Origin of the sequence: Curtobacterium caseinilyticum (assembly GCF_030363035.1) — a bacterium.
Classification (GTDB): Bacteria; Actinomycetota; Actinomycetes; order Actinomycetales; family Microbacteriaceae; genus Curtobacterium; species Curtobacterium caseinilyticum.
In genome coordinates this window covers 31600-44774 of record NZ_JAUCMN010000003.1, presented here as the reverse complement: position 1 = coordinate 44774, position 13175 = coordinate 31600, and the positions used below count along the sequence as shown (strand labels likewise).

Annotated in this window: 13 protein-coding genes and 1 tRNA gene; 7 read left to right on the top strand and 7 right to left on the bottom strand. The window is 72.0% G+C overall.

Annotated elements, in window-relative coordinates; all coding sequences use genetic code 11:
• Positions 1 to 57: 57 nt before the first annotated feature.
• From QUG93_RS05205 to QUG93_RS05195, 3 genes are read right to left on the bottom strand one after another with little or no spacing between them, the layout of a single operon-like run.
• Positions 58 to 828, bottom strand: coding sequence for an ABC transporter ATP-binding protein (locus QUG93_RS05205; RefSeq protein ID WP_289472714.1), 771 nt, complete (start codon positions 826 to 828; stop codon positions 58 to 60).
• A complete protein-coding gene (locus tag QUG93_RS05200; protein ID WP_289472712.1) occupies positions 828 to 1652 on the bottom strand; it encodes an ABC transporter permease in 825 nt (274 codons plus the stop codon). The genes QUG93_RS05205 and QUG93_RS05200 overlap by 1 nt, the downstream gene beginning before the upstream one ends.
• A gap of 43 nt (positions 1653 to 1695) precedes the next feature.
• Entirely contained in the window at positions 1696 to 2391 is a 696-nt protein-coding gene (locus tag QUG93_RS05195) for a phosphocholine cytidylyltransferase family protein (protein ID WP_289472711.1), read from the bottom strand.
• Between the two features lie 301 nt (positions 2392 to 2692).
• Here QUG93_RS05195 and QUG93_RS05190 point away from each other — a divergent pair, with 301 nt between their 5' ends.
• From QUG93_RS05190 to QUG93_RS05180, 3 genes are all read left to right on the top strand, one after another.
• Positions 2693 to 3895, top strand: a complete 1203-nt coding sequence (locus QUG93_RS05190; RefSeq protein ID WP_289472709.1) for an ABC transporter ATP-binding protein — start codon at positions 2693 to 2695, stop codon at positions 3893 to 3895.
• A complete protein-coding gene (locus tag QUG93_RS05185; protein WP_289472707.1) occupies positions 3871 to 5442 on the top strand; it encodes an ABC transporter permease in 1572 nt (523 codons plus the stop codon). Before QUG93_RS05190 ends, QUG93_RS05185 begins: the two co-directional genes overlap by 25 nt.
• Before the next feature lie 217 nt (positions 5443 to 5659).
• Positions 5660 to 5920 (top strand): DUF3039 domain-containing protein, encoded by a 261-nt coding sequence (locus tag QUG93_RS05180; protein ID WP_111228526.1) that lies wholly within the window; start codon positions 5660 to 5662, stop codon positions 5918 to 5920.
• A 28-nt stretch (positions 5921 to 5948) separates the two neighbouring features.
• Here the strand turns inward: QUG93_RS05180 and QUG93_RS05175 are convergent, their stop codons facing one another.
• Positions 5949 to 7238, bottom strand: coding sequence for a nicotinate phosphoribosyltransferase (locus tag QUG93_RS05175; protein WP_289472702.1), 1290 nt, complete (start codon positions 7236 to 7238; stop codon positions 5949 to 5951).
• Positions 7239 to 7352: 114 nt separating this feature from the next.
• On the opposite strand from QUG93_RS05175, the gene murI reads away from it, so the two are divergent.
• Genes murI through rdgB form a run of 3 tightly spaced genes read left to right on the top strand, consistent with a single transcriptional unit; the run spans position 7353 to position 9519 of the window.
• Positions 7353 to 8198: a glutamate racemase gene (gene murI / locus QUG93_RS05170; RefSeq protein ID WP_289472700.1), complete on the top strand. Its 846-nt coding sequence runs from the start codon at positions 7353 to 7355 to the stop codon at positions 8196 to 8198.
• Positions 8195 to 8929 (top strand): ribonuclease PH, encoded by a 735-nt coding sequence (rph, locus tag QUG93_RS05165; RefSeq protein ID WP_289472697.1) that lies wholly within the window; start codon positions 8195 to 8197, stop codon positions 8927 to 8929. The genes murI and rph overlap by 4 nt, the downstream gene beginning before the upstream one ends.
• Positions 8926 to 9519, top strand: a complete 594-nt coding sequence (rdgB, locus tag QUG93_RS05160) for an RdgB/HAM1 family non-canonical purine NTP pyrophosphatase (RefSeq protein WP_289472695.1) — start codon at positions 8926 to 8928, stop codon at positions 9517 to 9519. Before rph ends, rdgB begins: the two co-directional genes overlap by 4 nt.
• Before the next feature lie 126 nt (positions 9520 to 9645).
• On the opposite strand, the gene QUG93_RS05155 is transcribed toward rdgB, so the two are convergent.
• The 3 genes from QUG93_RS05155 to QUG93_RS05145 all read right to left on the bottom strand — a co-directional run bounded on the left by QUG93_RS05155 (position 9646) and on the right by QUG93_RS05145 (position 11997).
• Entirely contained in the window at positions 9646 to 10374 is a 729-nt protein-coding gene (locus QUG93_RS05155) for a DedA family protein (protein WP_289472693.1), read from the bottom strand.
• A 129-nt stretch (positions 10375 to 10503) separates the two neighbouring features.
• Positions 10504 to 10584: transfer RNA gene (locus tag QUG93_RS05150), tRNA-Leu, on the bottom strand.
• 117 nt (positions 10585 to 10701) lie between these two features.
• Positions 10702 to 11997, bottom strand: a complete 1296-nt coding sequence (locus QUG93_RS05145) for an MFS transporter (protein WP_289472691.1) — start codon at positions 11995 to 11997, stop codon at positions 10702 to 10704.
• Between the two features lie 52 nt (positions 11998 to 12049).
• Between QUG93_RS05145 and mnmA the strand changes: the two genes are divergently transcribed.
• Positions 12050 to 13156, top strand: a complete 1107-nt coding sequence (gene mnmA / locus QUG93_RS05140) for a tRNA 2-thiouridine(34) synthase MnmA (RefSeq protein WP_289472689.1) — start codon at positions 12050 to 12052, stop codon at positions 13154 to 13156.
• The last annotated feature ends 19 nt before the right edge of the window (positions 13157 to 13175 follow it).

Here is a 13175-nt window from a genome sequence, read left to right as displayed (position 1 = left end):
GGCGGGGCCGTCCTGTGGAGGAGGGCGGATGCGCTCCCGGGTGTGGAGGAGGGTCGCTCAGGCGCCGTGGTCGGCTGCGTACCGTGCCAGCGCGGCGTCGATGGTGTCGTCGAGCTGCAGGCGTCCCTTGTCCAGGTACAGCCCGCGGTCGCAGAACCGCCGCAGGTCCTTGTCGCTGTGCGAGACGAAGAAGAGCGTGCGCCCACCGGCGAGGAGCTCCTCGATGCGCTTGTAGCACTTCTCGCGGAAGCTCTTGTCGCCGACCGCCAGGACCTCGTCGACCAGGATCACCGGCTCGTCGAGGCGCGAGATCACCGCGAAGGCGATGCGCACCTTCATGCCGCTGGACAGGTGCTTGTAGGGGGTGTCGACGAAGTCGCCGATCTCCGCAAAGTCGATGATCTCGTCGAAGGCGCCGCGGATCTCAGCGCGCGACATGCCGTGCAGGCCGGCGGTCAGGTACACGTTGTCGCGCACCGACAGGTCGCCCACGAACCCACCGGTGATCTCGATGAGCGGCGCGACGCCGGCGTTCACCTGCACCCGGCCCTCGTCCGGCAGCATCACCTGCGCGACCAGCTTGAGGAGCGTCGACTTGCCCTGCCCGTTGCGACCGACGACGCCGATGGCTTCGCCCGGACGGACGTCGAACGACACGTTCCGGAGCGCCCAGAACTCGTCCGCGCGCTTGCGGCGGTTGCTGCCCGCGAACAGGTCCTTGAAGCTCCGGCTCGCCCGGCGGTTCCGCTTGAACCGGATGCCGGCGTCACGGACGGAGATCACGGGCGCGACGGTCGACGGACGCGCGGACCGGTCGGTGGCGGTCATCACAGCTCCTTCAGCACGCGGTGCTCGCTCCGGCGGAACACGACGAGCCCCACGACGAGCACCACGGCGGTCACGACGACGGACACGGCGACCTCGAACCAGTCGAGCTGCCCCGGGAAGAACGCGGACCGGTAGATGCCGAAGATCCCGCTCAGGGGGTTCAGCGCGGCGAGGTCGTGCAGCTGGTCGGGCAGCGCTTGCGTGCCGTAGATGATCGGCGACGCGTAGAAGAGGAAGCGGAGCACGAGCTTGACCGCGCGCTCGAGGTCGCGGAAGAACACGACGAGCGGCGCGACGATCAGTCCGAGGCCGTACACGAGCGCGCACTGGAGCACGATCGCCAGGGGGTAGAGCGCGAGCTCCCAGTGCACCCGTGCGCCGGTCGCGACCGCGAACACGGCGAGCACCGGCAGGCTGAGCAGGAACTCGATGCCCTTCGAGGCGTTGACCCGGGCGACCCAGATGCTCCGCGGGATCGTCGTCGACCGGATGAGCTTGGTCTCCTTGATGAACGCCCGCGTCGAGTCGGAGACCGCTCCGGTGAACCACATCCACGGCAGCAGCGCCGACAGGAGGAAGACGATGTACGGTTCCTCACCGACGGATCCGCGGTGGAACACCTGCGTGAAGACGAACCAGTAGATGGCAGACATCACGAGCGGGTCGAGGATCGACCAGACGTAGCCGAGCGCCGACGTCGAGTACCGCACACGCAGGTCGCGCATCGTCAGCAACCAGAGCGCGTGCCGGTACCGACGGACCGCGCTCCGCGAGGACGCCGGGGCGGTCGACACGGGCGCGGTCGGCGCACTCGCTGTGGTCACTGCTTCCCTCCGGCCGGAACCGCCGAGGGACTCCCTGCAGGGATCAGGCGAACAGGTCGTTCGCGCGTTCGAGGTCCTCGGCGAAGTCGATCTCGACCGCGTACAGGTCGGAGATGTCGATCGGCGACCAGCGTAGCCCGTCCTCGGCGATGGCAGCCTCGATGCCACCCTCGAAGTACTCCTGGTCGTCCACCCGCCCGAGCTGGCGGATGAGCGCCTGCTTGTCCTGCGAGGAGACGTAGTTGATGCCGACGGCCTCGCCGAGTCCGCCGACGACGCGCTTCGACAGCTCCTTGATGCAGCCCTGCGCGTCGACGGTGTACTTGACCTCCTCGTCGGAGACCTTCTCGGTGTTGACGCTGACGAACGACCGGTCCTGGTCCATCATGTCCGCGGCGCGGACGAGGGCGCGCGGGTCGAAGACCACGTCGCCGTTCATCCAGAGGACGCCGCTCTTGCCGGTCGCCTTGAGTGCACGCAGCAGGCTCTTCGAGGTGTTCGTGGAGTCGTAGGACTCGTTGTAGACGAAGTTCGCCTCGGGGAAGGCCTCGACGATGTACTCCGACTTGTAGCCGACGACGATCGTGACGCGCGCGCTCGAGCCGAACGCCGCGCGGATGTTGTCGAACTGCTGCTGCATGATGGTGCGGCCGTTGCTGAGTTCGGTCAGCGGCTTCGGCAGGCTGCGGCCGAGCCGGCTGCCCATCCCCGCTGCGAGGATGACGATCTGCGTGGTCATGCTGGTCCCTTCTGGTGTCCGCCCGCGCGCCGCGTGGGGCACGGGCGGGCCTCGTCGAGTGTGCTCGCACCGGGTGCGAGTCCGCCGTGAGCGCGCGTTTCCCGTACACGGATGCAGGGGGACGAACGGCCACGGATCGCCCGTCCGAGCAGGTTTCCGAGTGGTGAACACTCCGTCGTGTCCTGGTGAATGATACGGAACGAGCGTGCTCCGGGGTACGGTGCTGCGCGCTTCGTACTCATTTCGTGACCCTGTCGACGGCCGGTCCCGGACGTCCGGAACGCGTTGGTACGGTGGGGCGGTGGCTGCAGCTGATGACGACGACGTGTACGCGACGTCCGACGCCGCCTGGCTGACCGAGGCGGACGACCCGTCCGGGGACGAAGCCGACGACGACCAGGGGGACGGGGATGCGCGCGACGCCTCCAGTGGTGACCAGGTGACGGACGACGAGACGGCGAGCGCCGCCGCGGTCGTCCGGACGCCGCGCAAGGGCAAGGGCAAGGGACGGGCCTCGCGGCCGACCGGCCCCGGCTCCACCGCGCCGGCGCCGAGCGACACCGCCGAGGACCCAGGCGACCGGCACGAGCCTGGAGGGTCCGTCGACCGCAGCTCCAGCGGCGACCCGGCCACCACCGCCGGCGTCGCTGGTGACCCAGCCGCCGCCCCGACCGGTGGGAAGCGCACCCCGAAGCGCAAGCCCACCGCCACCGCCGCCGCCGCGCAGGCCGCACAGCCGCAGCAGCCGGTGGTGCTCCGCGCGAGCGGCCTCGTGAAGCGCTACGGCCAGACCCTCGCCGCCGACGAGGTCGACCTCGAGATCCGCCAGGGCTCGATCTTCGGTGTCGTCGGTCCGAACGGCGCCGGCAAGACCACGACCCTGTCGATGATCACCGGGCTGCTGCGTCCCGACGCGGGCTCCGTGACGGTGCTCGACCACGACGTGTGGTCCGACCCGACCGCCGCCAAGCGCGCCCTCGGCGTCCTGCCCGACCGCCTGCGGCTCTTCGACCGCCTGACCGGTGGCCAGCTGCTGCACTACTCGGCGACCCTCCGCGGGCTGGACGGCGCGACCGCCCGGAAGCGCAGTGCCGACCTCGCCGAGGCCTTCGGACTGGGCGAGGCCCTCGGTCGCCAGGTCGCCGACTACTCGGTCGGCATGGCGAAGAAGATCGCCCTCGCCGCGACCCTCATCCACTCGCCCCGCGTGCTCGTGCTCGACGAACCCTTCGAGTCCGTCGACCCGGTGAGCGCGGCGACGATCACCGAGATCCTCCGTCGGTACACGCGCGGCGGCGGGACGGTGGTGCTCTCCAGCCACTCCATGGAGCTCGTCCAGCGCACCTGCGACTCGGTCGCGATCATCGTCGGCGGCAAGGTCCTCGCGTCCGGCACGATGGCGCAGGTCCGCGGGCGCCGGAGCCTCGAGGACAAGTTCGTCGAACTCGCGGGCGGCCGCGTCGTGGCAGAGAGCATGGAATGGTTGCACAGCTTCTCCGACTGAGGGTCGACCTGCTCGCGGGCGAGGTCCGCGGGGGTGCCCGACGGTCGGTGGCCGTCGTGGTCGGCAGCCTGCTCGGCCTGGCCGCCGCGCTGTTCGTGGCCGGCGAGCTGCTCGCCCTCCGCTCGGCCCCGGTCGAGGTGGCCCGCTCGATCGCGGTCCCCGTCGGCACGTTCGTCTCGGTCGCGTTCACCCTGGTGCCGCTCGTCGTCGGCCGCAGCGACCAGCTCGACCCGCGACGGTTCGCGGTGTTCGGGATCGACCGGCGTCGACTCGCGGTCGGGCTCGGTCTCGCGGGTCTCGTCGGCGTGCCGGTGGTCGCAGCTGCGATCGTCGCCGTCGGGCAGGTCGGTGCGTGGTCGCGCAGCGGCGGCACCGCGGTGCTCGCGGTGGTCGCGGGACTGCTCGGCGTGGCGACCTGCGCGCTGCTCGTCCGCGTCGGCTGCGCGGTCGGTGCCGTGTTCGTCGGGCGGCAGCGCTCGCGCGACGCCGGGTGGCTCGCCGCCCTGGTGATCGTCGTGCTCGGGTTGCCGGTCGTCTCGCTCCTGCTCCGGTCGGACTGGCTCGACCCCGCCAGCGCGGAGCTCAGCCGTGCCGCCGACGTCGCCGGGTGGACCCCGTGGGGCGCCGCGTGGGCCGTGCCCGCCGACGTCGCCAGCGGCCGCGTGGCCGAGGGGGTCCTGAAGCTCGTCCTCGCGCTGGTCGTCGTCGCCCTCCTCGCGTGGGCGTGGTGGGCGCTCGTCGGCCGTGCGCTCGAGGCCGCCGACGGTCGAACCGCCACCCGCCGCTACCGGGGCCTCGGCTGGTTTGACCGCCTCGGGTCCACCCCCGTCGGCGCCGTCGCCGCCCGTGCGCTGACCTACTGGGCGCGCGATCCCCGGTACCGCACGTCGTACCTCGTCCTCGTGTTCGTGCCGATCGTCGTCCTCCCGCTCGGGGTCGCCGGCGTGCCGTGGCACTGGACCGCACTCGTGCCGCTCCCGCTCATGGCGGTCATCGCCGGGTTCCTGCCGCACAACGACGTCTCCTACGACAACACCGCGGTCTGGCTGCACGTGGCCTCCGGTGCTCCTGGCTGGAGCGACCGGCTCGGTCGTCTCGTCCCGGTGCTCGTCGTCGGGCTGCCGTTGGTCGTGGCCGGGGCCGCGGTCTCGGCAGCACTGTTCGGCGACCCGACGGCGTTCCCGGTGCTGACCGGTGTCGCGGCTGGTGCGCTCCTGGCGGGCCTCGGGCTGTCGAGCGTCGTGTCCGTGCTCCTGCCGTACCCGACCGTGCGGCCCGGCGACCACCCGTTCCAGCAGCCCCAGGCGGCGGGCAGCACCGCTGCGGTCGCGCAGACCACGATGATCGTGGGCATCCTCGTGTCGCTCGTCCCGGCCCTGTGGCTCGCCGTGCTCACCGCCGTCGACGGTCCGGCACCGTGGGCCGTCGCGACGCTGGTGGTCGGCATCGCGGTCGGTGCGGTGCTGCTGGTCGTGGGCGTCGTGGTCGGCGGTCGGCTGTTCGACCGGCACGGTCCCGACCTGCTCGCCGCAGCGCAGCGCAACTGAGGGACGCAGCGCCGCGCCTGCGACACAGCGCAGGGCGACCGTGTCGCAGCGCAGCGCAGCGCAGCGCGACCGACTCGACGCGTCCGACGGACGGGAGGCACGTGGCGGCGTCCCGGGGCGTGCTCCGGTGCCCGTCACGGGACACCAGGCGCGTGGCGGCGCCGCACCGCGCCTCCCGTCCGTCGCGTCCTCGTCCGCTCCGACGTACCCTTGACGCATGAGCATGACGGAACCCGGCGGTGGCCTCGACGTGATGGACCGCGAGCTCGAGAAGCTCCTCGAGGAAGAGGCGATCGAGCCCGGTGACCACGAGCGGTTCTCGCACTACGTGAAGAAGGACAAGATCCTGCAGTCGGCGTTGTCCGGCAAGCCGGTCAAGGCGCTGTGCGGCAAGAAGTGGGTGCCCGGCCGTGACCCGGAGAAGTTCCCGGTGTGCCCGGACTGCAAGGCCATCTACGAGAAGATGAAGGCCGAGTAGCACCGGCCCGAGCCGCCGCTCGGACGGCTCAGACCACGAGCGTCGGGATCGCCGGGTCGCCGCGACCGATGCGCGAGGCGTCGGCAGGCAGCTCGGCCTTCGCGCGCTTGTGGTGCGCGCGTGCGGCCTCCACGCCGGCGACGCCGAGGAACACCGGGTCCACCTCGCCGTGCGTCACGACGGGGACGAGCAGCGACCGCTCGTCGGGACCGACACGGCCCGAGGTGCGGACGACCTCCGCCGTGGCGATGCCGTTGCGGAGGCGTCGACCGGCCTCCTTCCGACCGCCGGTGGACGCCTTGTCCGCGGACTTCTTCGCGACCGGCACCCACTCGTCGCCCGCGGGCGTCTGGTGGGCGACGAGCTTGAACACCATGCCCGCCGCAGGGTGCCCGGAGCCCGAGACGACGCTCGTGCCGACGCCGTAGGAGTCCACCGGGGCGGCGCGCAGCGCGGCGATCGTGTACTCGTCGAGGTCGTTCGTGACGGTGATCTTCGTCGCCGGGGCGCCGAGGCGGTCGAGCTGCGCGCGCACCGACGCGACGACGCTCGGCAGGTCGCCGCTGTCGATCCGGACGGCGCCGAGCCGACCGTTCGTCAGCCGGACGGCGGTCTCGACCGCGGCCTCGATGTCGTAGGTGTCCACGAGCAGCGTCGTGCCGTCGCCGAGGGCGTCGAGCTGGGAGCGGAACGCCGCCTCCTCGGAGTCGTGCAGCAGCGTGAAGGCGTGCGCCGCCGTCCCCATCGTGGGGATGCCCCACGTGCGTCCGGCCTCGAGGTTGCTCGTCGCGCCGAAGCCGGCGATGTAGGCGGCGCGGGCGGCGGCCACGGCGTTCCACTCGCCGGTGCGGCGGGAGCCCATCTCGGCGAGGGGGCGGCCGTCGGCGGCGGAGACCATCCGGGCCGCGGCGCCGGCGATGGCGGAGTCGGCGTTGAAGACGCTCAGCGCGAGGGTCTCGAGGACGACGGCCTCGGCGAAGGTGCCCTCGACCTGCAGGACGGGGGAGTTCGGGAAGAACACCTCGCCCTCGCGGTAGGCGCGGACGTCGCCGGTGAAGCGGTAGTCGGCGAGCCAGCGGGCGGTGCCCTCGTCGATGACCCGACGGTCGCGCAGGAAGCCGATCTCGTCGTCGCCGAAGCGGAACTCGGCCAGTGCCGTCAGGAAGCGCCCGAGGCCGGCGGCCACGCCGTAGCGGCGCCCGTCGGGCAGGCGGCGGGAGAACACCTCGAACACGCACCGTCGGTCGGCGGTGCCGTCCTTCAGGGCGGCGTCCACCATGGTGAGCTCGTACTGGTCCGTGAGGAGCGCGCTGGTCACCCCACCGACACTAGTGACGCGGGGGTGGGGAGGCGCGGATCGCGTCGTGCTCGTGTCCGGGTCGGTGCTCGTGTCCGCGATCTGCTGACGGGTCCGGCTGGGTACGCTGGGGTGGTGACGGATGCGCCGATCGGAGTCTTCGACAGTGGGGTCGGTGGGCTCACGGTGGCGCGGGCGATCATCGACCAGTTGCCGCGCGAGAGCATCCGGTACGTCGGTGACACCCTGCACTCGCCCTACGGGCCGAAGCCGATCGCCGACGTCCGGCGCTACGCGCTCGAGGTCATGGACGACCTCGTCGACCAGGGCGTCAAGGCGCTCGTGATCGCGTGCAACACGGCGTCCTCCGCGGTGCTGCGGGATGCCCGCGAGCGCTACGAGCAGGCGTACGGGATCCCCGTCGTCGAGGTCATCCAGCCCGCGGCCCGCGCCGCCGTCAAGCAGACCCGCACCGGGCGGATCGGGGTGATCGGCACGGTCGGGACGATCGCCTCGCGGGCGTACGAGGACGCGTTCGCCGTCGCCGCCGACGTCACGCTGTCGCTCGCCGCGTGCCCGCGCTTCGTCGAGTTCGTCGAGGCGGGGGACACCTCGTCCCCGGCCCTGCGCGAGGTCGCGGCCGGGTACCTCGCGCCGATCCGCGACGCCGACGTCGACACGCTCGTGCTCGGTTGCACGCACTACCCGCTCATGTCCGCCGCGATCCAGTACGTGATGGGCCCGGACGTGACGCTCGTGTCGAGCGCGGAGGAGACGGCGAACGACGTGTACCGCCGGCTCGTCGAGCACGGGCTCGAACGGACCAGCCCGGAGCCGCCGACGTACGCGTTCGAGGCCACGGGTGACGACAACAACGGCTTCATCCGGCTCGCCCGGCGCTTCCTCGGTCCCGAGGTCTCGAGCGTCGGACACCTCCAGACCGGGGCGATCACGCTGCCCCGCACCGAAAGGACCCCATGAGCACCCGCATCGACGGCCGCAGCGCCACCGACCACCGTCCGGTCAGCATCGAGCGGGGGTGGAGCACGCAGGCCGAGGGCAGCGCGCTCATCTCGTTCGGCGGCACGAAGGTGCTGTGCACGGCGTCCTTCACGAACGGCGTCCCACGGTGGATGGCCGGCAAGGGCACCGGGTGGGTGACGGCGGAGTACTCGATGCTGCCGCGGTCGACGAACGAGCGCATGCAGCGCGAGTCCATCAAGGGCAAGGTCGGCGGTCGGACCCACGAGATCTCGCGGCTCATCGGACGGTCGCTCCGCGCGGTCGTCGACATGAAGGGCCTCGGCGAGAACACGCTCGTGCTCGACTGCGACGTGCTGCAGGCCGACGGCGGGACCCGCACCGCGTCGATCACGGGCGCCTACGTGGCCATGGCCGACGCGATCGAGTGGGGGCGGGACAAGGGCTTCATCGCGAAGAAGGCGACGCCGCTCACCGACAGCGTGCAGGCCATCTCGGTCGGCATCGTCAAGGGCGAGCCGATGCTCGACCTGGCGTACACCGAGGACTCCGCGGCCGACACCGACATGAACATCGTCACGACCGGGTCGGGGAAGTTCATCGAGGTGCAGGGCACCGCCGAGCACGCCCCGTTCGACCGTGCGGAGCTGGACACGCTGCTCGACCTCGGGCTCGCGGGCAACCGCTCGCTCGCGGCGATCCAGCGCGAGGTGCTGGGGCTGTCCTCGTGACCCCGCGCACGGTCGTCCTGGCGACGCACAACCAGGGCAAGGTCGTCGAGCTGCGCGGGATCCTCGGCGAGGCGCTCGGCGAGGGCGTCGAGCTCGTCGGCTACGACGGACCGGAGCCGGTCGAGGACGGCGACACCTACGCCGCCAACGCCCTGATCAAGGCCCGCGCCGCGGTCGCCCACACCGGGCTGCCGGCGCTCGCCGACGACTCGGGCATCGCGGTCGACGCCCTCGGTGGGGCACCGGGCATCCACTCCGCGCGCTACGCGGGCACCCGGGTCGACGCCGACAACACCGCCCTGCTGCTGGCGAACCTCGAGGGTGTCGTCGAGCGCACCGCGGCGTTCGTGTGCGCGGCGGCCTTCGTGACCCCGGACGGCACGGAGCACGTGTTCGAGGCGGTGTGGAACGGCGAGGTCCTGACCGAGCCGGTCGGCGACGGCGGACACGGGTACGACCCGGTCTTCCACCCGGACGACGCCGAGGGGTCGGCGGCGCAGCTGACACGCGACGAGAAGAACGCGCTGTCGCACCGGTCGAAGGCGTTCCGCGGGATCGCCCCGATCGTGCGGGAGTACTTCGGGGTCTGAGCAGGCAGGGCGGGCGCGCACGACCCCGTCCGCACGCCCCCGAACGCACGAGACGCCCCCGGTTCCGGGGGCGTCTCGTCGGTTCCGGGGCGTCTCGCGTGGAGCGACGCGCTCGCGCCGGGCGGCCTAGTGCTCGGCGGGCCGGGCGGTGCCGTCGGCGGGGCGCTGCTCGACCGCGGCGTGCTCTGCCTCCGCGGCGTGCTTCGCCTTCCGCGCGGTGCGCCAGTAGTGCAGCCCCGCCGGGACGACCGTGACGAGCACCGCGAGGATGAGGATCACGTCGATGTAGTTGCGCACGACGTACGCGATCGGCGGGATGTAGCCGAGGACGTACCCGAGGAAGGTCACCCCGACGCCCCAGATCACGGCGCCGATCGCGTTGTACAGCGAGTACTTCTTGTAGTTCATCTTCCCGACGCCCGCCGCGATCGGCGCGAAGGTGCGCACGACGGGGACGAACCGGGCGAGGATGACGGCGAGCGGCCCGAAGCGGTGGAAGAACGCGTTGGTGCGGTCGACGTTCTCCTTCGAGAAGAGCCCGCTCTCCTTGCGCTCGAAGATCGGCGGACCGGCCTTCTTGCCGATGTAGTACCCGAGTTCGCCGCCGAGGAACGCGGCGGCGCCGATCATCAGTGCCGCGACCCAGATCGGGATGCCGCCGATCGAACCGCCGCGGTCGAAGGCGAAGAGGCCGGTGATGACGAGCAGACTGTCGCCGGGGAAGACGAAGCCGATGAGCAGGCCGGTCTCGGCGAAGACGATGCCGCAGACGACGAGCACGGCGATCGCCCCGAAGTGGTCGAGGATGTACTGCGGATCCAGCCAGGGGATCAGGGCGAGAGCGACGGAGTGCATGGTTCTTCCGGTCGTGGAGGCGGCGGCACGGGGAAGACTCCCGCGGGACGAGGGTACCGCCCGGTGCGCGCACGGCCATCCGTCGCTGGTGTGACTTCACCGAGCGTCCGGGCGGTGTGCCGTCGATCGTGCGGAAGGAGGGACTCGAACCCTCACGCCTGGGGCACAGGAACCTAAATCCTGCGTGTCTACCGATTCCACCACTCCCGCGAGCAGCGGCAGTCTACCGAGCGCGACGCGCGGGGCGGGGCCGAGCCGCGCCTCCAGGCCGAGCCGACGACGGCGCGCACTCCGCTCGCTGCGACACCCGCACCGCACGCCCCTCGCTCACCGCAGACGGCGTGGCAGGTACCGGGGGACGTACCGGAGCAGCACGCCCGCACCGACCAGGCCGAGCACGCCCATCACCCCGCTCGCGAGCGCCAGCGACGCGACGGCGGTGACACCGGAGATGACCAGGGGTGCCGCCGCGGACCCGAAGTCGCCCGTGAAGCGCCACGCCCCGAGGAACGGCGCCGGGTTGCCCCGCGGTGCCAGGTCGGCGCCGAGCGTCATGAGGATCCCGCTGCCGACGCCGTTCGCCAGGGACATGCCGACGGCGATGCCGACGAACCAGCCGACCCTCGCGTCGAGGTGGCCGCTCCACGCGAGCAGGAAGTAGCTGACCGCGAGACCGAGCATGCACGGCAGCGCGCTGGCCAGTCGGCCCCAGCGGTCCATGATCTGCCCGCTCGTGTAGAACAGCGCGAAGTCGACGGCTCCCGCGATGCCGATGACGAGCGCCGCCGAGGCATCGTCCAACCCCACGCTGACCGCCCAGAGCGGCAGGATGACCTGCCGCCCGGCGCGGAGCGCGCCGATGAGCGCCGCGCCGCTGCCGAGCCGAGCGAGGACGGCTCGGTTGTCGCGGAGCGTCCGGAACAGGCCGTGCGCCTCCTGCTGCACGAACTGCGCACCCGTGTCCGCGGGCGGCTCGGTCGGGTCGGTGCGGTCGTCTGTGGCAGGCCGGGAGGCGCGGTTCGGCATCCGCAGACCGCGTGCGCCCGTCGCGGGGTCGCGCAGCACGAGGAGCACGACCGCCGCCGCCAGGCAGCAGACGACGTGGATCCAGAAGGCGCTCTGCGTCGTACCGGTGAGGTGGACGACGCCGGCGGAGACGAACGGACCGACGAAGTAGCCGAACCGGAAGACGCCGCCGAGGCTCGACAGCGCCCGGGCCCGGATCGCCAGTGGGATCGCGGTCGTCATGTACGCGTGCCGGGCGAGCGCGAAGACCGCCGTCGAGACGCCCACCAGGAACACCCCGACCGCGAGCACCCAGGCGTCCGGGGCCACCACGCAGACCAGCAGGCCGACGACGGACACGACCGCGGCGCCGATCATCGCGTTGCGCTCGCCGATCCGACCGACGACGACGCCCGACGGCACGTCGCCGATGAGCTCGCCGACCAGGATGAGCGCGGCGACGAAGCCCGCGAAGGCCAGGCTCGCGCCGAGGGAGTCGGCAGCGATCGGGATGATCGGGATGATCGCCCCCTCGCCGATCGCGAAGAGGGCCGCGGGCAGGAACCCGGACAGCAGGACGCCGCGGCGGTCGAAGGCGTCGTTCGTGGTGCTGGTCATCGCGGGCAACGGTACGCCCGGCGTCGTCGTGGGATGCGCTTACCCTGGATGCATGCGTGTACTTGCGGCCATGAGCGGTGGGGTCGATTCGGCGGTCGCCGCGGCGCGGGCCGTGGACGCCGGGCACGACGTGGTGGGCGTGCACCTGGCGCTCAGCCGGATGCCGGGCACCCTGCGCACGGGCAGCCGCGGGTGCTGCACGATCGAGGACTCGATGGACGCCCAGCGCGCGGCGTCGGCACTCGGGATCCCGTACTACGTGTGGGACTTCTCGGCGCGGTTCAAGGAGGACGTCGTCGACGACTTCGTCGCCGAGTACCAGGCCGGCCGGACGCCGAACCCGTGCATGCGCTGCAACGAGCGGATCAAGTTCGCGGCGCTGCTCGAGAAGGCGCTCGCACTCGGCTTCGACGCCGTCTGCACCGGGCACTACGCCTCGATCGTCACGGGTGCGGACGGCGCACGCGAACTGCACCGGTCGGCTGCGTGGGCGAAGGACCAGTCGTACGTGCTCGGCGTGCTGACGGCCGAGCAGCTCGAGCACGCGATGTTCCCGCTCGGCGTGACCCCGTCGAAGGACGAGGTCCGCGCCGAGGCGGCGGCACGTGGGCTCACGGTCGCGCAGAAGCCCGACTCCTACGACATCTGCTTCATCCCCGACGGCGACACCCGTGGCTGGCTCGCGGACCGTGTGGGCACCGCTCCCGGTTCGGTCGTGGAGCGCGACGGCACGGTCGTAGGTGAGCACGAGGGCGCGACCGGCTACACCGTCGGGCAGCGCCGCGGCCTGCACCTCGGCCGTCCGGCGCCGGACGGCAAGCCCCGGTTCGTGCTCGAGATCCGGCCGAAGGAGAACACCGTCGTCGTCGGCCCGAAGGAGGCGCTGGACGTGCGGTCGATGGCCGGGTCCCGCTTCACCTGGGCCGGCACGGCGCCGACCGACCCGACGGTGCCCTTCGCCTGTGACGTGCAGATCCGGGCGCACGCCGACCCGGTGCCGGCGACCGCCCGGGTCGAGGACGGCGAGCTCGTGGTCGACGTCGACGAGCCGCTGTCGGGCGTCGCGCCGGGGCAGACCGCCGTGGTCTACGTCGGCACCCGGGTGCTCGGGCAGTGCACCATCGACCGCACGGTCAGCGCGGTCCCCGCAGCGGTCTGACCCCGCTGCGCCGGTGGTC

What these genes read in the sequence shown, in the direction of transcription:
- QUG93_RS05180 (WP_111228526.1), top strand. Translation starts at nt 5,660, where the DNA reads ATGAGCATGACGGAACCCGGCGGTGGCCTCGACGTGATGGACCGCGAG.
- QUG93_RS05195 (WP_289472711.1), bottom strand. Translation starts at nt 2,391, where the DNA reads ATGACCACGCAGATCGTCATCCTCGCAGCGGGGATGGGCAGCCGGCTC.
- QUG93_RS05205 (WP_289472714.1), bottom strand. Translation starts at nt 828, where the DNA reads ATGACCGCCACCGACCGGTCCGCGCGTCCGTCGACCGTCGCGCCCGTG.
- QUG93_RS05155 (WP_289472693.1), bottom strand. Translation starts at nt 10,374, where the DNA reads ATGCACTCCGTCGCTCTCGCCCTGATCCCCTGGCTGGATCCGCAGTAC.
- rph (WP_289472697.1), top strand. Translation starts at nt 8,195, where the DNA reads ATGAGCACCCGCATCGACGGCCGCAGCGCCACCGACCACCGTCCGGTC.
- mnmA (WP_289472689.1), top strand. Translation starts at nt 12,050, where the DNA reads ATGCGTGTACTTGCGGCCATGAGCGGTGGGGTCGATTCGGCGGTCGCC.
- QUG93_RS05145 (WP_289472691.1), bottom strand. Translation starts at nt 11,997, where the DNA reads ATGACCAGCACCACGAACGACGCCTTCGACCGCCGCGGCGTCCTGCTG.
- QUG93_RS05185 (WP_289472707.1), top strand. Translation starts at nt 3,871, where the DNA reads ATGGTTGCACAGCTTCTCCGACTGAGGGTCGACCTGCTCGCGGGCGAG.